This is a genomic window from Ktedonobacter racemifer DSM 44963 (assembly GCF_000178855.1).
Taxonomy (GTDB): domain Bacteria; phylum Chloroflexota; class Ktedonobacteria; order Ktedonobacterales; family Ktedonobacteraceae; genus Ktedonobacter; species Ktedonobacter racemifer.
Genome location: NZ_ADVG01000003.1, coordinates 1 through 19,540 on the forward strand (window position 1 = coordinate 1; position 19,540 = coordinate 19,540).

A 19,540-nucleotide genomic window follows, 5' to 3' on the forward strand; every position below is an offset into this window, starting at 1 on the left:
CTGCCCTCTTTTCCCTGTCACCCTTTCATTCTTCTCGCCTCTCACTCACCTCACCCCCATCTCCATCCACCCTTCTCTTCTGCACTCCCCCACCAGCACCAGGCGCCCGGCATAGACCACATCCGGAGCACCCGCGCATCACCGCCTTGCCATTTCTGAGGAGACGATACCAGGCGCATACCGTACGTTCCTCTTGGCGAGAACTCCATCAATTCCACTCCTCGCTCACTTCAAGATTCCTCCTCTCTTGGGCGTGGACGCAGTCACTCGTCTCTGTCTTCTTTCAAAACGGTGAGCAGTGCTGCTGGTGCGCGCCAGATTATCCTGGAGAAATACACGTCAGCACCCACTCGGTCTGACAGGAGTCAGACTACTGCAGCACACTCGACAAGAGCCTAGACCACGATCCCGCTGGAGCAGACAGTAGGCAAGCGCCAGAATGAGCCATGCACAAAAGCACTTCATGGATCTGGAACCAGGTGCGCCAGATCCACCCAGCAGATCGGAGATCTCCCAGCGCTGGGGAGCGTCAGGAGGGCCTCGTTGCGTCTACAACGGGGTGTATAGAGCACAGAAAGCATCAATGGGAAAGACCGCAAGAAGAGTGACCCGCTTTCCCCAGGAAAAAGCGCTCCGAGAAAAAAAGAGCAAGCCACAAGGACTTACTCTTTCGCCAAAAACATGGATCACACCCAACAGATGTGTGGGGTTTGGTCTGTAGTATAAAACACTTCAAAACACTTGTATAGCGCACCAGCATCAATCAAGCACCATCAAATGGTTCACAGATTCAAGCGATATGGCTCACCTGGGAGCGTCTTCGCTGGGCCTTTCTTGCAAAAAATGGTTGAGGTGCGTACAATGGAGTCACGTGACAAGACCATTCATGACCTATTCAGGAGACTACATGGTTGAGAAGCATCCCTTTGATATCGGCGCCTACGAAAAGCGCGTGAAAGAAGGCCCCTGTTTTCTCTGTGAACTGGTGGCGGGCACCAATCCTCATCATGTGATCTATGAGGATCAGAGCGCCATTGTGTTTTTGAACAAATACCCCTCGCTCTATGGCTACACGCTGGTCGCTCCACGAGAACACCGCGAACAAGCCACCGGGGACTTCACTCTGGAGGAGTACCTCCAGCTTCAGCAGCTCATTTATCAGGTCGCTGAAGCGATCAGACGGGTGGTGCCGACGGAATGGCTCTACATTCAAACACTTGGCAGTCAACAAGGCAATCGCCATGTGCATTGGCACGTTGCTCCCTTGCCTCCAGGTGTTCCCTATGAACTTCAGCAAACCGCTGCTCTTGACTCCTCAAAAGGGGTGCTCGCCATTCCAAATGAGGAAATGGCCTCACTGGCTCGCTCCATTCGCCAGGCTATGGAGCAACTCAGTCCTTCCCCAATGCCCCCTCCCTCGAACTGATTTCTCCAGTTCACAGCGCGTCCTGGGGCTTCCCGTCCAATTCCTTGCACGTAGCTCATTGCACATCTCGTGAGCCAGGCAACCCCTCTGGCTCCAGGGCGACACGCAGACGCTCCGCAATGGCTCGAGCTTCAGGCCGTAGCGTGCGTCTCCCCTCCCGGGGAACTGGCCATCACACTCACGCTACCAGTGTCTTCTTCTGTACAGAGGATAGAGTTGGAGATGAAACGCGTCTCTCCTCTGGGGAAAAGTATCGACAGCTTTGGTGAGACCTGCGTCGTCTTGACACGGCACGCGTCCTGAGACGCACCAAGGGACACCCACGCTCCCTGGGGAGCGTGGGGCTTTGCATTGGAGTGGACGTGGACTGTTTTGGATGGTAAATGACTTGCGACATGAGCGAGTTTGGCCCTCCGATGTAAGCACTTGCCCACCCACTTGAGCAGCTCGTCTGTTACTGCCGACCAACGCGGCTCAAAAAGCGGGTTGACCACTTTCGTTTTGGTAAATTCACAAGCACAAAATAGCTTGAACTATGGAGTCTACCGCTCCATCTCCATCTGCTTCTGATCTGAAAAGTGTTGCTCTAGCGAAGATCTGCAGATGGTCGAGGCGCGTAGATGTACATGTGGGAATGACACGAACGGATTTTTTCTTTGTCCGAGGCTAATATCTGAAGATGTATTATTTCCGCAAAATCTTATCCACTGCTTTTCCTTTTGCTAATTCGTCGATTAACTTATCCAAGTAGCGAATTTCCTGCATAGTTGGTTCTTTGATGTCTTCCACTCGGACACCGCAAACCACACCCCTAATCAAAGCCCGCGAAGGATTCAGCCCAGGAGCCTCCGCAAAGAAGGTCTCAAAGTCTGTTTGTTTTTCCAGTTGGTCTTCTAACTCTTCCTGGCTATATCCTGTCAGCCAACGAATGATTTCATCGACGTCTGTTTTCGCGCGTCCTTTTTTCTCCGCTTTTGTAACGTACATGGGATAGACACTTGCAAAGCTCACTGTATAGATCCGATGTCCTGCCATGATACCTTCCTTCCTTCAAAGATTTTCCTTATTCTAGCACGGATATATGGTACATGTGGAAATGACGCGAACGGATTTTTGATACATCTGTGGCTAACCTCCTCTTTTTTGAAGGAAGAATCAGCCACAGAATAGTCCTACTATCGTTCATGCAATTCCTACATATACGTGTGGAACAGGCAAAAACTGAACAACACCGCAGGAATTTACAGAAATGATTGAGCCCGATCCGCATTTGAAGGGTATTGTCAACTTAAAAAATTTCGTTGATGAGCTTTCACCACTTCGATGCCACATCAACCAGAATTCTCGAGCAACCAGGGCAAGAAAAAGGGCGCAATCCCCACTTTGAGGCCTGTTTCTCTTCTATAAGCTCTACAATTTCAATTAAGTTGACAATACCAGCAAAAGAGGCAATGGAGATGCTTGCTCAACTTCATTATGACCCTCATGGCTACTGTTGGGTAGTCATGAAGTGCGAACTACGCGGGAAAGAGGGGAGGGAAAAACCCGTGCAGTGGTATCCGAACCAATGGAATGTTCAGGATGCGTTGCGCAAGGCAGGGCTTTTGAAAACCACCTAAGCCTCAAGTATCCATTTGACGATGGTAGCGTCAGGAGCGCGTTGCTGGTTTACTATACAATGATCGGAGTTCCCTATCTCTTCTTCCCGGCTCCGCAGAACCAGCCTTCCCTAACTCCTTTGATGTGATCGTAATCCGAGAGACGGGTGCATTATGCAACCTACTGCTCAGTTCCTTAAATCCTGTAACAAAAGAGATGGCGACGATGTCGAGGCGACTTGGGTGGCCGTCCCCAGACCCAGGGCTTGGCACGCGCATTCAGTTGCGCCGTAGCCACGCTCCTGGCCTGGTCGATCTCGGTCGGATTGGCAAAACTCTGTCCAGCCAGCGCATCGCGGCGAAAGAGCCTCCACCAGCCCTCTTGCAGATTGAGCCAGCAAGCGCCTTTTGGAATGAAGATCTGGTGGATGCGGGGATGTTCTGCGAGCCAAGCGTTGGTTTCGGCGCTCAGGTGACTGGTCAGGTTATCCTTGACCACGAAGATATCTCCTTTCGGATTGTCAGCCTCGATATCGTTCAGCAGAGCAATGTAGCCTTTGGAATTGCGCGAAGCAGCACACCGGGTCAGCTCCTTGCCATCGCGCACGCGTAAGGCTCCATAGATCCAGGTCTTCTCAAGCCCTCGACTGTACTCTAGAGGCGCTTTTATCCGGTGCCCATCCGCTGACCATCCTGGCGCTGGGGGAAAGCTCCGGGGCAGAATTGGTCCTCATTCATCGGCACAGATGGTCGTCGAGCCCTCAGGGGGTGTGGTGTAATGGCTGACGACTGCTACCCTTTTGGGGCGAACTCCTTCTCATCGCTCTTGCTCCAACTATGGGTGCGGCGCCAGCGGACGCCTTCGCGTAAACAGATACGGCGAATCTGACTCCGTTTCACTGTGATCCCTGCTTCTTGGGCGGCTTGCTCGAGCGCATTGAGGCTCCATTGAGCCGACCCTTGCTCATCGCGGACATCCAAGCTCCCATCGGAGAGCCTCTCCAGTTTTCCAGGGGGAGATTGACGCACCAGGGCAAGGATCCGGCTGTCATCCTCCACGCTGAGACGTCGGGGGCGTCCTGCTCTCTTTTGGTCGCCCAATCCCTCAAAACCCTGGACATTGAAACGATGCAGACGTCGGCGAACGGTTTGTTCACTACAGTGCAGGTCGCGAGCGATCTCGTTAACCTGGTGCCCTTCCCAACTGCTCATCACCATGCGAGCATGCAGGATCCAATCAGCAGGACCATGTCGACTGGTTGCGAGTTTGTGGACCCGGCGCTCTTCTTGCTCCTCTTGCGGTGGACGAGCCCGTAAGATCTTTGGCATCTTCTTTCTCCTTCCTCCTGTCTCCTCTCCTTTCTTTATCTTACTCCCACTTAAGGAACACAGCACTACCGGTAGTTTGTTGACTCGGGAAACTACGCCTGATTTTGGATATCAATCCTCTGCAGTTTGAGCTTAGGTTGCTAGAATCTGATGAGCTTAAAACAAGCAGAAATCCCAAGGCAACAAACTACCGCTACAGTAGGGTTCATAAAGATTGAGCTACATGGCAGGCAAGCTTGTGTCACTCTCCTGGAAATGTGGTGATGGGTAAAGTAAACCAGAACGTGGCTCCCTGACCAGGAACACTCTGCACTCCAACGCTCCCCTGATGTCGTTCAATGAACTCCCGGCACAAATAGAGGGCCAATCCGAAACTCAGACCCAGTTCATGCTGGACGGCGCTGCCTTTGGCGCGATAGAAGCGTTCCCAGATATGATCGAGCTCTTCTCTCGCAATGCCCGATCCCTCGTTATGAACCGAGACACGGGCGAGCGCATCCGCAATCTGTAACTGCACTACCACGGGCTGTCCTGGGGAAGAAAAGGTGAGTGCATTCGTCAAGTAGGTGGTGAGCACGTACGTGATCCGCTCGGCTTCAGCGAGGATGGGCACGTCTTGTTCCAAAGGCGGAACATCCAGCACGATGGGGTGCTCTGGCGCAGATTGTTGCTGCCTGGCCACCACCTCTCTGAGCAGGGTGCCCAGATCCTCCGGGTTCAAAGAGAGGGTGAGCGTCTTGGTCTGGATACGCGCATCATCGATCAAGTCATTGATCATCCGTTGCTGAAGCCGGGCGCTCTGCGAAGCTGAGACTAAGGGTTGCTGAACAGAGGCCAGTTGGTCGCGGATCTGGGCTGACAGAGGCGGGAACTGATCCTTTAAGGCTTTCAAGCGGCGCTGTGCCAATTGCAGATTGCCCATGATCCCGGTCAGTGGGGTGCGCAATTCATGCGTGGCCAAGGTCAGAAAGTCGCCAGCCAGGCGATGCACTTCGCGCTGGACAAGTGCTCTCTTCTGTTGCTCTCCCTGGGCGGAGAGACCGTGGATGCCCTCAAGGAGCAGCATGGTCTGCGCGGCGACGGCGTTCACAAGCGCAATCTCCTCTGGCATGTACTCCCCCTTAGAAGTCGCTGTGATGATGGTCAATATCCCAACCCACTGCTGCTCCAGAAACAGAGGAACGAACAGGAGGGTCTCGGAGCCAGAAGACACGGGGTGAAGAGGCGCCGGAAAAGGCAGTTGTTTCCCGAGACGTTCAATGGTGTGCAACTGATCCCTCGCAAGCACGACCTCCTGGTTGGCACCCAGGCGGGCGAAGGCCGCGTCGCCAATCCATGCTGAGAGATTGAAGCGTTCCCCAATGTCTCGCCAGTACTGTTCTCGTTCAGCGGTATAGCCACTTTCCGCGACAAAATACAGATGACCTGTTCGATGGCCGAACGCGAGCATGTTCACCCGGCGACCATCCAGGACAGACCGGATGACATCTACCACCTGCTGGGCTACGAAGAGCACCGGAGGCGAGAGAAGGAAGGTTTCTTCTGGCAAGAGGTGATTCATCTGTTCAGGAATCTGCGCGATCGCGGCAATCAACTTCAACATCGCCTCGTGGGCACGTTGGAGGTGGGAGACTTCCTGACGGCAATGTGTGAACTCCTGGATGACAGAGACGGTTTCTTCCACGTTGCGCTCTTGATCACTCGCGGAAAAGGAACGAACCGTAACGGAGATCGTGCGCCCGGAAGGGAGATGTAGCAGCAGCGCCTGTGCTGGCGAACAGGCTCCTGTTATCCCGGCAAGAGCGAAGTTCATCAGCCATTGCTCTGAGGGAGCGCATGGTGGCTGCTCATCAGAGCGGATGTAAGATGTGAGAAATTGCTGGTAGTCTCTTCCTTGACATCGGGCTTCGGAACCCACTTCAAAGAGCTTGCGAGCAGCGGCATTGATCCGTAGAATCTTCTGGTTACGATCACACGCAATGAGACCCTCCGGGAAAGACTCCCAGATGGCTTCCACCTGGTTGAGTCGCTTGTGTGTTCCCCTCAAAGGGCGGGCATGAGGAACGGATTCCCCTGCAGGTGTCCTACCCTGTTGCTGTTTGCGTTGTGTGACATGGTGTGAGCTTTTATCCACCACAGACCTCCTTTCGGAAATGCACCATCGCTCTGCAAGCTGAGAAAAAGAACCTTATTTTAAGGTTCTTGTATGCGTCATAGAAAAGAGAGGTATTGTCAACTTAATTGAAATTGTAGAGCTTATAGAGAGAAACAGGCCTCAAAGTGGGGATTGCGCCCTTTTTCTTGCCCTGGTTGCTCGAGAATTCTGGTTGATGTGGCATCGAAGTGGTGAAAGCTCATTAACGAAATTTTTTAAGTTGACAATACCTGGAGCGGGCGCAACCATATCCTCACCGATTTCATGCATATCATTGCCGAGATTTGGCAATTTGCCTCGATTTTCAGAGAGATCGATGGATTTCCTCTGCTCGATTAAAATTGGCAAGTTTATACGTCAAGCAGGCAGACAGTATTCATCAAAGTTGACGGAGTTCCATGTTATACTTCAGAAAAATCAGCATTTCCTTAACCATTCAAGCTCAATACTCTGGCGAAAGATATGCGCCGGAAGTGGCGAATTTATGGTAATTCTGACAGTAATGACCTCACCGGCGCGCCAGCAGTGACCAGCAGACAGCTCCCCTTCCACCATCCTGACTACGACAGTATCGGCATGAACCTCCCTCCTCCCCCAACTCACAGCGAGCCTTTCCTCTCACTCCCCTCCTTCCTTCAATTCTGACTATATGCAAATTGATGCCATATCGCAGGCATTCGAAAGCCAATGCCAACGGGACACTCCCTCTTCTCACCTGCCAGACACACCATAAGGCAACACAACCACACAGAGGCCAACAGCAGCACCCAGGACAGAACCGAGAACCTCAGGAAAGGCACACTCCCACCTGACCTACACCTGCATTTATGTACTCACCACCTCCTTCAGACGCAACCCTCCTGGGTGACTCCCATCCAGCAACACCAACGGCGACACCTCCTGTTTCACCTCCAATCGCACACTCCTCACTCGCTCCATCCACCAGTCCACTCCAAAGCGCTCTCGCACCACCTGATCCTTCTGCTTCAGCAATAACTCCTCCATTCCCAGCGCCATCGCCACATCCTCACACGCCGAGGACAATAACGTTCCCACCATATCAACCGCAAACACCTCTGCAACCACGCTCCCTGCCGTCTCCTGGCTGTATCGCTGCTGCTGCTCTCCATATTCTTTCACCGCCTTTAACTGGATATGCCGCGCCCACCACCAGCGCTGGTCAGAAAGCTTTCTCTCTTGCAAGAGCACCTCTCGCCCAAGGCGCCGTCCCTCCTCATACAGATCCAACAGCTCCGGCGTCAACGCAATCTCTGCTGGCCCATTCGCTTGCCGCGTCCGCGCATACACCTCCCAGAGCGCCAACCCAATCTGCTCTCCTGCCGGCTTCCCTCCATACAAGGCTTCCGCAATCTTTCGCCGCGCATACCGCCACTGCTCCGAACTCGTGTCATTACCTACCAGCTCTACCATCTCCCGCGCCCGCTCCTTCGCCTCCTTCTTTGACTCCTGCGCCTGCCGCTGCGCCCACGTGTGCATTGCCCGCCTGAGCTGTGTCAACTCCACTCCTGACTCCTCACCCAGGTACAGCCAGGCCCAGACCGGAATAGTACATTGCGCGGCCACCCCTCGCACCCCTTGCTGCTGGCGCAGCGCACATACCTTGCAAACTAATCCAACCTGGGCCGCAGACCAAACGACCTCAACCCCCTTTCCCCGCCCTCGACCGACCTTGCGCCCCAACGGCACAATCCCCTTCTTTTGCCAGTCCTCAAACTGCGATTCGTCCAGCGCCAAGCGGCGCGCATGCACCACAGCAAACACTTCTTTTTTGGTATACCAGGTAACCCCGTCTTTGATCTGCATCCCTTCGCTCCTTCTTACCAATGCAACCAGTGCCGCACCACCAACACCACACCCTGCACCGCCAGCGCCTGCAGAAAACGCATCATAACCCGGCGCTGCCGTCGACTCAACACAAACATGGCTCACCTTTCTTTCTACACCAGTGTGGGCTCTTCAAGACATCCAAATGAACCGCACCCAGTCCATCTTGTTCCTGCACAAAGCCTACACCACCTCAGCCCTCCTCTCCACCCCAAACTCCTCCAATTTCTTCCGAACTGTATCTCCTCCTTCAGCAAACAGCAACCCCAGACAAAATATGGTCTGCCTGGTCACAATCAAAGGGATGATATAGAGTGTTTCCTAGCAAAGAAAGGGAGGTACACAGCAATGGCAAGAGCAAGTTGCTTCTGGCATGCCGACAAACAAACCTGTCTTGATCTCATCTGGAAAGATTATGAAGACAATGGGCGCTACCCGCAAATGCTCCGCCACTTCTACTACGTTCTGCTCTCAACCGAAGCGCTGCGCCTCTCTCCCAAAAATGCCAAAGCAGATCCCGCTGACCAGGCGTATAAATGGGTCAGTACGCTCTTGGTCCAGGCTCGTGAACATGTCGAGTTTCCCTGGGAAGGCATCATTGATAGCGGCCGGCGATCATTCTCTCGCTGGCGCGGCACCTCCCTCCAGCACTTTGCCGAAAGCTGCCAGATGGCTTCCTATACCCTCGATCCCTGGCTCCTGCAAAAGCACCGCCTTGAAATATGGGTGGAAAAGGATGATATGGCTGACGCCTTAGATCGCATCGTCGCCGATCTACGCATCCCTATCTATGTCGCCAAAGGGTACAGCAGCGCAACCATGAAAAATGACGCACAGCTGCGTTATGGGGACGGATCAAGACATGTCTTACTCTATTGCGGCGACTTCGATTCAAGCGGGCTCGACATCGAAGAGAGCTGCGCGACACTCTGGCAGAACATGGCGTCCACCCACTCATTGAGCGCGTCACCCTGACCTATGAACAGACGCGTGAACTCCCGCCAACAACGGCAGTTGACCTCAAGGAATCGGACACCCGCACCAAACGGTTTAAGGAACGATGCTCCGACAGCAAAGGCTATGAAATGAATATCCTCGAAGCCTACCTTCTTGCGGCCATCTCCAACTACATAGAGAGTTTGGTGGTACCGTTTGTCTGGCTCTTCCGCACTTTTCGTGCTCACAGAATGTCACGCTCATGCCGCCTCCAAAAAGCGGTTTCGTAACAGCTCAAAGCTTCCACGGCCAAACATAGAACGCTTCACAAACTTTAAACGATTGACCTGCCGTAGAGTAGGCGGCTAGCGCGTTGCCATTACTGGCACGTTTCCAACCGCCCCTCTCCAAACTGGACATGCAAGTTTCCTGTGCATCCAGCTTTCCAGCCAACATGCTCGTGAAAACACGTCTTGAGAAGGACTTACGCATCACACGGCCTGCTCACCTGCTCTCGTTCGAACACATCAACCTGTCTTCCTTCCCCGTGTATCGAGCATTACCTCGATCATTTGAGTACTACGAAGACTCCGTGATCTTGAGCCTTTTGGCTTTTAGACCATCCCGTATTTGTACGCATAAGACGTAATAGAATGGGTAGGTGCCCGTTCGTTCCTTCTCACACTCATTGTGTGCCGTTCATCAGAGAGCGTGTAACGCACCCTCGAAGGGGAGGCGCGTCTTCTGATGACATCGCGTCAGACATGCTGCGATGGGCGGACCTGAACGCCACGCAGAACTTGGGTTCAACAAACACAGTTTCACCATACATCCAGGACTTGCGGATACGATTACCATACATGTCTTCTGGCTTCTCCGCTTTACAGGCATGCTGTTGTCCTCGTCGGGTTTCCCCTCAAAGTTAGCCGTTGTCCTAAAGGTCCATTACGCTCAACCTTTCTCTCCTCTGGAGAGGATCTCATGCGCACCGAAACGGCGCACCTTCAACAGGTCCGTTGCTGTAAGGAAGAATCAAGGACGTTTTCACGGCTTCATAATCTTTTTGTATGCCTTGAGCAAATGATTGCATGTCTGGGATATCACAGTTACTACACTGGGCTAGCCAAGGATCAAAGGCTTCGACATCCCGTTCCCTCGCCAATCTGAGATAGCCCTGTATCAAATGATAGAGCCTTTCCACGAGAGAATGCTGCCGAATGAGACCTAACGTTCGCTGTTCGTCTTGATTGAGAGACGAGGGATCGCGTAGCAGGAGCCAGATCAGATGACGTGGAGCTTCCAGAGCCACTGGTTCCAAAGCTTCTTCTTGTTCCTCTTGCTTTGGCTGCTGAGAGTATGTTCCCGCTTCCTCTTGCTCTGTGAGACCCAGGAGGTCTTTCTCGCGCAAAGAATGCTTGCGCCCAGGTTTTTCTCGTCGGGGAGCCAGCCAGTGGTTCACTACCTTGTAGCTTCCTTTGAAACCCTGGGCCACCTGTTCTTCCCAAAGCTGATGCGCATTGCGGCACCCTTGCTTCAGCCTGGTTTCCAGGTAGGGGACATATGGATCAAGCAGACTTTTTGTCCGCAGAACATTAGCGCGCTCAGGAAAAGCACCTGCATACACAAAACTACGCACAGTGCTCCGGCTCATTCGTAGTTGATTCGCAATGCCAAGAATACTCATTCCTTGTTGATAAAGGGCGACCACTTCTTCATACCGTGCCTGACGCCTTAGGTGGGCAACTGTGGAAGCGGCAACTTCTGTTTGGCTGCGTCGACGCTTGTAGTGAATGGCTTGGGGATGACCAGACGCTTTTTGCTGCTCGACCAGTTCTGCGTGAAGGCGCTTAAGGGCTCGCTCTCCTGCCTCACGCAGGTTTTGTAAAACGTGGAAGCGATCAGCGACCTGTAACGCCTCTGGAGCGCCATCGCTGGCACCCCGTGCATACTCGGTGGAACGATCTCGGCTAATCAATAAAACACCGGGATGGGTTCTAAGCCAGAAGGACAATGCATCTGCTGTTCGTTCAGGCAGCAAATCCACAGGACGATGCGTTCGTAAATCCACCAGAATGGTGCCATAGGTGCGGCCTCGTTTGAAAGCGAAATCGTCCATCCCTAAGAGCTCTGGTGTCATGAGGACTGTGGTGCCGACTGATTTCGCGACTCTCAGCAGAGTATCTCCACTCACTGTCATTCCAGCCTGTTTGAGAAGGCGCGATCCTGCTTGACCACTGAGTGTATACGCAAACGCTTTGAGTGTCTCTCTCAGTCGCCTTGTTTGTCGAGCGTAGCGGGAAACGACTTGTGGTGCTTGCTCCACAAACGTTTGTTGTCGACATGCTCCATTCTGACAACGAAAGCGACGAACGCGTAGGCGCAAGCGAACGGTTTGTCCGCTGACAGGAAGATCTTGAGGAGCACGTGTGTAATAACTATGAACATGACACGATTCGTGTTGACAAGCCGGGCAGGTAGCTATTGGGCTCGTGGCACGAGCAGTAATGGTGAGACCAACTTCTGCCTCTGAAACCGCTTGTACTTCAAAGCCTGGTAAGGAAAAAGGAAGCATGGGAAAAGTGTGTACCTCGGTGCAGATTTGTTCTCGCTGCGCAATTTTCTCTTCTATCCTATTTACGAACCAGGGTTGCAACATCAACAGCACGAAAAGTGCGGAAGAGCCAGTTTTCTGGTACCAGTATACTGGTTCGTAAGAAATCTTATTTCGTCGTAAGCATATTTTTATTAGGAGGGTAGATGTCTATAGTTGCAGAGAAGCCTAAATTGCATACAAATTTTCTCAAACAGGGATACCTGATTCAAGAAAATTTTGTTTCTCCTGAACAATGCACTCATTTTCTTGATCTTGTCGCCTAGCTTCAGCAAAACCAGGATCTGGAGCTCATTCACCGTGCCGTGCGTGGTCATCCACTGCATTATAAAGTAATCAATGGGCAACAGATTGAAAGCGGTATCCCTGAGATTGACCAGTTTTACCGGCAACTGACTGACTTCGTGCGCAGAATCAGTAGCGACGACATGACACCATTGAAAGATAAGCTGGTGGGCGTCAACATCAACGTCACTCCCGCTGGTGGCACCTACCGCTGGCATTATGATCGCAATGCCGTAACGGTGCTGGTCTACCTCAATGAGGTAAGTGGGGGCGAGATCGAGGTCTATCCATTATTCAGGATCTATCTGAAAGGAAGAGGCCCGGCCTTTTTGCAACGCTGGCTGGACTGGTTCGTGCAATTGAATGTGGTACGCCAGCTTTTTGGCAAGAAGATCGTTGTGAAACCCGCTCAGGGGCGCATGGTGGCGCTTCGCGGCAATCGTTGCCTGCATAGTGTGCGACCAGTGCAGGGCGAACAGGAGCGTGTCAATATCGTTATGGCTTTTGACAATTATAAAGATCAGAATCTATCAAAGCAAGCGCTAGATCAGTATCTATACTCGCAAAAGCCTGTCTCATCAGACCCGAACTACACATCCTAGCTTGTAGTAATTGTCAGTTAATCAATGCGAGGGCTTTTTCTTCGGCGCTCTACAGTATCTTAAAATGATGACACATATGCCTATGAGTCATCCGTTCAGACGGCCAGCCGTCTGGGGAGAACTGCGGCTGCTGCTGCTCCTCCTCCTTGATTCGCTAGCGGTAGCAGACGCTTCGATCTGGCCGCGACAGGACCGCTGGACCGATGTTTTATTCTCACCCTCCAACCAACACGACACGCGGCCTCTCCTTGCCAGCAGAGAACACTCACGACCATCCCCTCTTGAAAACAGTGCGACACGCTCTCCACCACTACCACCAACATCTGGGGTATGACAATCAATACCATCTTTGGTTCTGTCTCCATACTCAACCAGTGTATAAGCAAACAATAATTAAATTCTTTATTAACGTGGGGCAAGCCATATATGGGTAGTGGTTGGGTCTGACTCAAGGTGTCTATCAAAACTTACAGAAGCCATCCTGGAATGGACACCCCGGCCATATGGCATCGATAATTATTCTGCCCCTTTCGCCTGACTCCCAATAATCACCCTGACACGTTCAGCCGCATTCCGCCACGAATAATCACACCCGCGAGTATGATTTTGACTCTTTCTTGGCCTGCATGAAGACAAGCTGAGACAAGGCTCCAACCCCCTTCCTTCTGATGGGATGCTCAGAAGCATTGGCATATGTTCCCAGATGGAGTATGATGATTCGTGGCGGAACCAGAGGGTGGTTGGGAGGGCGCGTTCGCTAGAACCGCATTCACAAAAAGAGTGGTGTGGTCTGCATCTGTGGTATGCGCTGGTCTTGAGTGCTGACACCACGCTGTTCAGTTCGACACATCAATGAGAGGAATGAAATATGAATCCATTAACGCCTGAAGAGCAACGCGTGATTCTTGGCAAAGGGACAGAACCTCCCTTTAGCGGGGAGTATGATCATTTTTACGAAGAAGGAACCTTTGTGTGTCGCCAATGCAACGCGCCGCTTTTCTCCTCGAAAAGCAAATTTGATGCAGGATGTGGATGGCCGAGCTTCGATGAGGATTACCCCCACACGGTCAAACGGGTTCCCGATCCCGATGGGAGAAGAACGGAAATCGAATGCGCCAACTGCGGTGCTCACCTGGGACATGTCTTTGTGGGAGAGCAGTTAACCTCAAAGAATACGCGCCATTGTGTCAATTCTCTCTCTATCCGTTTCTTTTCAAAAGATCATGCGTTGCCTGCAATGCTCTCGAAAGAGAAATAGGAGTATTTTACCGGCGAATAACAGGCTCACGAAAAGGAAAGTGAGCCTGTTATTCAGTGCTTGCTCCCTCAAAAAAACCGCTGAATGGCAATCTTGGTTTGAGCAAGCACGGCAGAAGCTCAACAAGAATAGTAAAGCAGATCCGCAGAAAACCGTTTGAACATGCGCAGGGCTCTTGCTGAGCTACGTTCGTCCTCAACCTCAGATTGCCATTCAGCCAAAAACCTAGGATGGCAAGCCTATCTTGAGGAGGACTTCCTCCAACGCCGTAAGGTACGCGGCGGGATTCTTGCGGAAGCGTAATTGTTTGCGCTGCGCCTTGCGCCGAAAGGCGAGCTGCGCACGCATGTTGTACCACATTTCTGGATCAGAAAAAGCCAAGGCTCGTGGTAAAAAACACTGCCGTTGCAAGGCCAAAGCTGTGAGCACCCGCACAGGCCCACGTACCACCAGTGCAGCAATGGCTCCCCGCCGACCTGAAGCGCGCCGCTCCCCATAGCGCACGGAGCCAAAGCAGTGCTCCAGTTCATTGTTCGTCCGAGGCAGATCAGGCACGTCATAACAGTGAAACAAGCCAGGTCAGTAACGCTCAGTGACTTTCACGAACGTGTCAATGGCCTCGCCAAGCGTTCCCAGCGACGCTTGCTGCTCGCGCATGGTGCCCAACACCTTTTCATAGCGCTCACGCACCGCCTGACCTTTCTCGTTTTCCTGATTGGCCAGCACATGTGCCGCCTAGTGGACCAAAGCATAGGCTTGTTCGAGCTCTGGCCACACCGCCTCGGTCTTCGTTAAAGCGCGTGCGAGGGTTTTGTCAGAATTCAGAGCAAAGCTTGTCCTATCTATCATTTGCAAGGTATGCTGAGAATAACGACCCATCGGAGAAGGAGTGATTCATGAATTGCCCATATTGTGCCTCAGCTACCACGAGAGAGCAAACCCAGAAGACCACGCTCGGCTATCGAAGATTCCGTTGCTCAGCTTGCAAGCACCTCTTCAACGAACGCACAGGAACGCCTTTCAATTTCCTGGAATATCCTACAGATATTGTTCTTCTGGTCGTCCTGTGGCGGCTCCGATACAAGTTGAGCTTGCGAGATCTAGCGGAAATGTTTCTGGAACGCGGCTGGGAGTTCACCCACGAGGCAGTTCGTGAGTGGGAAACGCGCTTTGCCCCACTCATGACAGAACAGTTGCGGGCTAAACGACGCGGGCAAGCTAGGAGATCATGGTATGTCGATGAAACCTATCTCAAGGTCCATGGGAAGTGGTGCTACCTCTATCGATCTATTGATGAGGATGGCAATCTCGTTGATTCGCGCCTCAGCGAGAAACGAGATATGGAGGCCGTCCAGCGATTTTTCAAGCAGGCTCTCACCATTGTTGGCCATGCTCCAGAGCGCGTAACAACAGACGGGCATACTTCCTACCCACGAGCAGTACGTGAGATCCTTGGGAGCAGTGTGCAGCATCGTACCAATAAATATCTCAATAATCTGCTGGAGCAAGATCATCGGGGAGTGAAACAGCGCTACTATCCAATGCGTGGCTTTGGTAATTTCAAATCAGCAGCTCGTTTTTGCTGTGCTTTTGACGAATTGCGTAACTATTTTCGCCTACGTCACGCCACGGGAAAAACAATGTCACTCGCAGAACAACAACAATTGTTCCGTGAAAGACTTGCTTCTAATGCGGATGGCTTTATAAACCCAATGGATGATGAATTGAGGAGCTTTCACCTCTTTCTATGACTGTTGTGCTCTCAGTTCTGACAGAACCTTCCAGTACTAGATCTCTGTGTTGATCTGAAGAACGCGCACTCCCCGCATATCCAGCCAGTAGCGCCCCCTTCCTTGCGCCACGCGAATGAGCACTGTATCGCAGGAGGGGCAGCGAATGACCGTCCCCATCCCATGCATGTAGACAGCCAAAGCACCGATGGCAGCGGTTGCGCCGCAGCCGGTGCAGGTTGCCTGGACCTGCGTCATTTCAAAGGGGAAGATCTCTTGCAGGATGCCCCCGGCAGCGTTGCCATCAAGCTTGTTCTCCATCATGTTTCTCCTGTCGGTCCGAAGCGTTCGGTTTTGATTCGTCCTGGCTCATATCCCAGGGTGACGAGACTCGTGGCGGTTGTTTCGACGAATGGGGTTGGGCCACAGATGAACAGCAACGGGCGTTGATCAACTGGCCATGCCACCTCACGCAGCATCTCGGTATCGATCCGGCGGTGATACTCTGTCCACCCAGGCGGTTGCTCCCGGGTTAGCGTATGCACCACCTCAAGCTTCGTGTTGCCCTTGACCAGGCGAGCGAGTTCGTCACGGTAGATGACCTCTGTGTATGATCGCGACGAATACAGCAAACGGATCGGAATCGTGCTCCCTAGAGCAGCCCAATAGCGGATCATCGCCATCAACGGCACGATCCCCGATCCCCCAGCTACCAGCAAGAGAGGGCCACCCATCTGCTCCTCCCAGACGAAGTATCCCCCGATTGGACCGCGCAGTTCCAGCTGGTCACCGACACGGAGTTCACCCGTGAGGTAGGGCGATACTTCCCCCTCATCGAGCCGTTCGACGGTAAGCGTCACACGTGGTTCCGGCTTTGGAGCAGACGCGATCGAATAGCTACGTTCTGCCTGGTAGCCGTCTTCAGCCGTGAGGCGCACATCCACATGCTGTCCTGGTCGATGCCCGTTCCAGTGCGGAACGGCGAGCGTGATGCTCTTCGCCCGCGCTGTTTCTTCCTGCGTCGCCACGACCTCGCCGAGTTGCCAGCTTAGTCGCCCCGGTATCGTTCTTCTTTCCATGGATCACCGTGATTGTTGTAGCCAAGCGACTCCCAGAAGCCCGGTTCATCCTGCGCGACCAACCGCAGACCCCGAACCCACTTGGCGCTCTTCCAGAAGTAGAGATGGGGAACCAGCAGGCGGGCCGGTCCACCATGTTCCGGGGGGAGCGGCTGCCCCTCATACGCATCCACCACCCATGCCTTCCCACCCAACACGTCTTCCAGCGGAAGGTTGGTGGTATAGCCGCCATCGCTAAAGGCGATCACGTACTTGGCATCGTGTGCAACCTGCTCAAGCAGCGTATCGACGGAGACGCCTTCCCAGTGGGTATCCAGTTTCGACCACTTGGTCACGCAGTGGATGTCTTTGGTCACCATCTCATGTGGCAGGGCGCGAAAGGCATCCCAGGTCCACCGTTTTGGTTGATCGACCTCCCCAAGCAGGGAGAAATCCCAGGCTGCGAGGGGCGTGTGTGGCGTTGGTCCTGCCGAAAGGACGGGAAAGCCACGCTCCAGATATTGTCCTGGCGGGATGCGCCCACGCTCGTCGCCAGGTTTTCGGCGACCTCGGAATCCCCGCGAGACGAAACCTTTGCTCATCTCTTCACTCCTAATCTCTTTCTCATGGTATTTTTGATGAACGAGAGCTTGTCCTACGAATCGAGTGTCATAAACAGCAGATTGAGCCCTTCCGCCAGGAGCGGATGGGTGAAGATGCCTTCCTTTAAAGCGGTGTAGGGCAGCTTCCCCATCATCGCCACCTGGATGATGGTCATGATCTCGCCCCCTTCGATGCTCAGGATGGCGCAGCCCAGGATGTGCTGGGTGTCGGCATCGACAACGGCCTTCATAAACCCACGCGTCTCGCCAGTTTCCAGGGCACGGGGCACAGCAGTCATGGGCAATTTCGCCACACGGATGTTGCGACCCTGTTTCCTGGCCTCGTTTTCGGTCATGCCAACCCGTCCAAGCTGGGGGTCGATGAAGATGGTATGGGGGACCAGGCGATCCCACATGCTGGCACTGCCATGCTCCAGCAGATTGGTGCGCAAAATGCGGAAGTCATCGTACGAGGCGTGGGTGAACGCTGGCCCCCCTCTCACATCCCCCATGGCATAGACGCCAGGAACGTTCGTTTCCAGTCGCTCATTGACCTGAATGTAGCCCTCCTGGTCCAGGTGGATGCCCGCCGCTTCGGGGGTGAGCGCTTCGGTATTGGGAATGCGACCGGCGGCTGCTAGCAGATGCGAGCCGGTCAGCTGCTGGTCCCCTTGAGGCGTGCGCACGGTCAACTGGATACGCCCATCACTGAGCTGCTCCACCTGTTGCGGTGTGGTGCCAGTCAGGACCGTGATCCCCTCCTCGCGAAACATCTTCGTGATCTCGTCAGACACGTCCTCATCCTCACTCATCAGCAAGCGTGGACGGCGCTGAATGATGGTGACCTGGCTGCCAAAGCGGCGAAACATCTGTCCGAACTCCAGCCCGATGTAGCCGCCACCGAGAATGAGCAGATGTTCGGGAAGTGTATCCAGCTCCATGAGCGTGGTGGAATTGAGCACGGGAATACTCTCGGCGCCCTTGATCGCGAGTGGCGCTGGTCGGACGCCGGTGTCGATCACAATCAGGGGCGCGGTGATTTCTCGCGTCTCGCCGTCCTGGAGAGAGACCTCAAGCGTTTTTGGGGCGGTAAAGTGAGCCTCGCCCCTGAGCAGATCCAGCCCTTGTGCCGCAGTCAGAAGGTTCTCGTGGCCCTTGCGCGCGCCCTCAACGATCCCTTGTTTGCGTTGGAGGACGGCCTGCAGATCGACCGAGATGGGGCCTGTGTGGACGCCGTACTCAGAGCCACGCCGTGCCAGATAGGCAACGCGTGCGCTAGCAACCATCGTTTTGGTGGGGGTACAGCCCACGTTGACACAGACCCCGCCGATATGGTCTCGCTCAATCAGCGCCACGTTCCGGCCTGCCTTCGCCAGGGTGATGGGGAGGAGTCTGCCACCCCGGCTGGTCCCGATCACAATCGCGTCATAGGTGGTGGCTTGGGGCATCTCAATGTTCTCCTTCTGCTTCTCCGTAGACGGAATAGGTGCTTCCCACGAGCAACCTACCTACCTCAATAATGGTGTTCCATCTTCAAGATATATGTTGAGTGCAAGAGAATGACAAACATATCTCCATCTCTTTATGCAAAAGATTACAGGGATGTCATTTCATGGTACGTGCATGTTTTTCCAGCTAAGTTCCCATTTTGAGAACGGCCTTGTCATGTTCCGTCAACCGATATTTGCAACAGAAGGCTTTCCCTTGCTCTCTTGAAATCGCTGCGGGGGCAGCCAGGCATCCATGCTGGTCTGTCCCTATGCGCGCCGATCTTCCCGATCATGGAAGTAGGGCTTGAGCATCATGGCTGTTGGAGAACGCTTTTCCCACGCCAGGGACATCCTTTGCTGCTCAGGCCAGCAGTTCCGCGACCAGGAGCAGCAGGGGTTCCAGTTCAAAGGGTTTCTACAGCGTTCTGAGATGCTTGTTGCCACTGACTTCCTGCGGCATATCCGCGCTCATCAGCAGGATAGGGATATGCTCATATTCCTCCTGGCTTTCCAGCCAATCTGCGAGCTCCAGACCGTTTATCCCTTACACTTACACACAACTATTGGATCTGGAGAAAAAACGTGGAGGCGATGCGCTGCACAAGCCTCGTTTTT

19 protein-coding genes are annotated in these 19,540 nt (G+C 53.5%); 6 read left to right on the plus strand and 13 right to left on the minus strand.

The window, feature by feature from the left end; genetic code table 11:
• The first annotated feature begins 907 nt into the window (after positions 1 to 907).
• Positions 908 to 1,426: an HIT family protein gene (locus tag KRAC_RS28945; protein ID WP_007913494.1), complete on the plus strand. Its 519-nt coding sequence runs from the start codon at positions 908 to 910 to the stop codon at positions 1,424 to 1,426.
• 684 nt (positions 1,427 to 2,110) lie between these two features.
• Here the strand turns inward: KRAC_RS28945 and KRAC_RS28950 are convergent.
• Positions 2,111 to 2,461 carry a DUF2200 domain-containing protein gene (locus KRAC_RS28950; protein WP_007913496.1) on the minus strand — a complete coding sequence of 117 codons (351 nt, stop codon included), beginning with the start codon at positions 2,459 to 2,461 and terminating at the stop codon, positions 2,111 to 2,113.
• A 422-nt stretch (positions 2,462 to 2,883) separates the two neighbouring features.
• Between KRAC_RS28950 and KRAC_RS71760 the strand changes: the two genes are divergently transcribed.
• Complete coding sequence (locus KRAC_RS71760) at positions 2,884 to 3,045, plus strand: hypothetical protein (RefSeq protein WP_007913498.1); 162 nt, start codon at positions 2,884 to 2,886, stop codon at positions 3,043 to 3,045.
• 175 nt (positions 3,046 to 3,220) lie between these two features.
• Here KRAC_RS71760 and KRAC_RS73875 read toward each other — a convergent pair whose 3' ends face one another.
• The 4 genes from KRAC_RS73875 to KRAC_RS28975 all read right to left on the minus strand — a co-directional run bounded on the left by KRAC_RS73875 (position 3,221) and on the right by KRAC_RS28975 (position 8,332).
• Entirely contained in the window at positions 3,221 to 3,748 is a 528-nt protein-coding gene (locus KRAC_RS73875; RefSeq protein ID WP_040445272.1) for a transposase, read from the minus strand.
• Positions 3,749 to 3,816: 68 nt separating this feature from the next.
• The gene (locus KRAC_RS73880) at positions 3,817 to 4,353 is read right to left on the minus strand and encodes a helix-turn-helix domain-containing protein (RefSeq protein WP_040443784.1); all 537 of its coding nucleotides are present in this window, start codon (positions 4,351 to 4,353) and stop codon (positions 3,817 to 3,819) included.
• A gap of 241 nt (positions 4,354 to 4,594) precedes the next feature.
• A complete protein-coding gene (locus tag KRAC_RS28970; RefSeq protein ID WP_007913499.1) occupies positions 4,595 to 6,487 on the minus strand; it encodes an ATP-binding protein in 1,893 nt (630 codons plus the stop codon).
• Between the two features lie 846 nt (positions 6,488 to 7,333).
• Positions 7,334 to 8,332, minus strand: coding sequence for a hypothetical protein (locus KRAC_RS28975; protein WP_007913500.1), 999 nt, complete (start codon positions 8,330 to 8,332; stop codon positions 7,334 to 7,336).
• A gap of 369 nt (positions 8,333 to 8,701) precedes the next feature.
• Here KRAC_RS28975 and KRAC_RS28980 point away from each other — a divergent pair, with 369 nt between their 5' ends.
• On the plus strand, positions 8,702 to 9,328 hold the full coding sequence (locus tag KRAC_RS28980; protein ID WP_007913503.1) for a hypothetical protein: 627 nt from the start codon (positions 8,702 to 8,704) through the stop codon (positions 9,326 to 9,328).
• A 940-nt stretch (positions 9,329 to 10,268) separates the two neighbouring features.
• Here KRAC_RS28980 and KRAC_RS28985 read toward each other — a convergent pair.
• Complete coding sequence (locus tag KRAC_RS28985; RefSeq protein ID WP_157507308.1) at positions 10,269 to 11,861, minus strand: ISL3 family transposase; 1,593 nt, start codon at positions 11,859 to 11,861, stop codon at positions 10,269 to 10,271.
• Between the two features lie 332 nt (positions 11,862 to 12,193).
• On the opposite strand from KRAC_RS28985, the gene KRAC_RS28990 reads away from it, so the two are divergent.
• Positions 12,194 to 12,787 carry a 2OG-Fe(II) oxygenase gene (locus KRAC_RS28990; protein ID WP_420795839.1) on the plus strand — a complete coding sequence of 198 codons (594 nt, stop codon included), beginning with the start codon at positions 12,194 to 12,196 and terminating at the stop codon, positions 12,785 to 12,787.
• Between the two features lie 95 nt (positions 12,788 to 12,882).
• Here KRAC_RS28990 and KRAC_RS28995 read toward each other — a convergent pair whose 3' ends face one another.
• Entirely contained in the window at positions 12,883 to 13,134 is a 252-nt protein-coding gene (locus KRAC_RS28995) for a hypothetical protein (RefSeq protein ID WP_157507310.1), read from the minus strand.
• A gap of 521 nt (positions 13,135 to 13,655) precedes the next feature.
• Here KRAC_RS28995 and KRAC_RS29000 point away from each other — a divergent pair.
• Positions 13,656 to 14,045 carry a methionine-R-sulfoxide reductase gene (locus tag KRAC_RS29000; RefSeq protein ID WP_007913519.1) on the plus strand — a complete coding sequence of 130 codons (390 nt, stop codon included), beginning with the start codon at positions 13,656 to 13,658 and terminating at the stop codon, positions 14,043 to 14,045.
• A gap of 225 nt (positions 14,046 to 14,270) precedes the next feature.
• On the opposite strand, the gene KRAC_RS69295 is transcribed toward KRAC_RS29000, so the two are convergent.
• Both KRAC_RS69295 and KRAC_RS71765 read right to left on the minus strand, forming a co-directional pair.
• Positions 14,271 to 14,618: a hypothetical protein gene (locus tag KRAC_RS69295; RefSeq protein ID WP_052568669.1), complete on the minus strand. Its 348-nt coding sequence runs from the start codon at positions 14,616 to 14,618 to the stop codon at positions 14,271 to 14,273.
• 6 nt (positions 14,619 to 14,624) lie between these two features.
• Positions 14,625 to 14,771, minus strand: coding sequence for a hypothetical protein (locus KRAC_RS71765; RefSeq protein WP_157507312.1), 147 nt, complete (start codon positions 14,769 to 14,771; stop codon positions 14,625 to 14,627).
• A 170-nt stretch (positions 14,772 to 14,941) separates the two neighbouring features.
• On the opposite strand from KRAC_RS71765, the gene KRAC_RS29010 reads away from it, so the two are divergent.
• Positions 14,942 to 15,796: an IS6 family transposase gene (locus KRAC_RS29010; RefSeq protein WP_007913520.1), complete on the plus strand. Its 855-nt coding sequence runs from the start codon at positions 14,942 to 14,944 to the stop codon at positions 15,794 to 15,796.
• Positions 15,797 to 15,832: 36 nt separating this feature from the next.
• Here KRAC_RS29010 and KRAC_RS29015 read toward each other — a convergent pair whose 3' ends face one another.
• The 4 genes from KRAC_RS29015 to KRAC_RS29030 are packed head-to-tail and all read right to left on the minus strand — an operon-like array spanning position 15,833 to position 18,883.
• Positions 15,833 to 16,099: a DUF6510 family protein gene (locus tag KRAC_RS29015; protein WP_040445278.1), complete on the minus strand. Its 267-nt coding sequence runs from the start codon at positions 16,097 to 16,099 to the stop codon at positions 15,833 to 15,835.
• Entirely contained in the window at positions 16,096 to 16,854 is a 759-nt protein-coding gene (locus tag KRAC_RS29020; protein ID WP_007913522.1) for a ferredoxin reductase, read from the minus strand. The genes KRAC_RS29015 and KRAC_RS29020 overlap by 4 nt, the downstream gene beginning before the upstream one ends.
• Entirely contained in the window at positions 16,824 to 17,435 is a 612-nt protein-coding gene (locus KRAC_RS29025) for a sulfite oxidase-like oxidoreductase (protein WP_007913523.1), read from the minus strand. Before KRAC_RS29025 ends, KRAC_RS29020 begins: the two co-directional genes overlap by 31 nt.
• A 53-nt stretch (positions 17,436 to 17,488) precedes the next feature.
• Positions 17,489 to 18,883, minus strand: a complete 1,395-nt coding sequence (locus tag KRAC_RS29030; RefSeq protein ID WP_007913524.1) for a mercuric reductase — start codon at positions 18,881 to 18,883, stop codon at positions 17,489 to 17,491.
• Between the last annotated feature and the right edge of the window lie 657 nt (positions 18,884 to 19,540).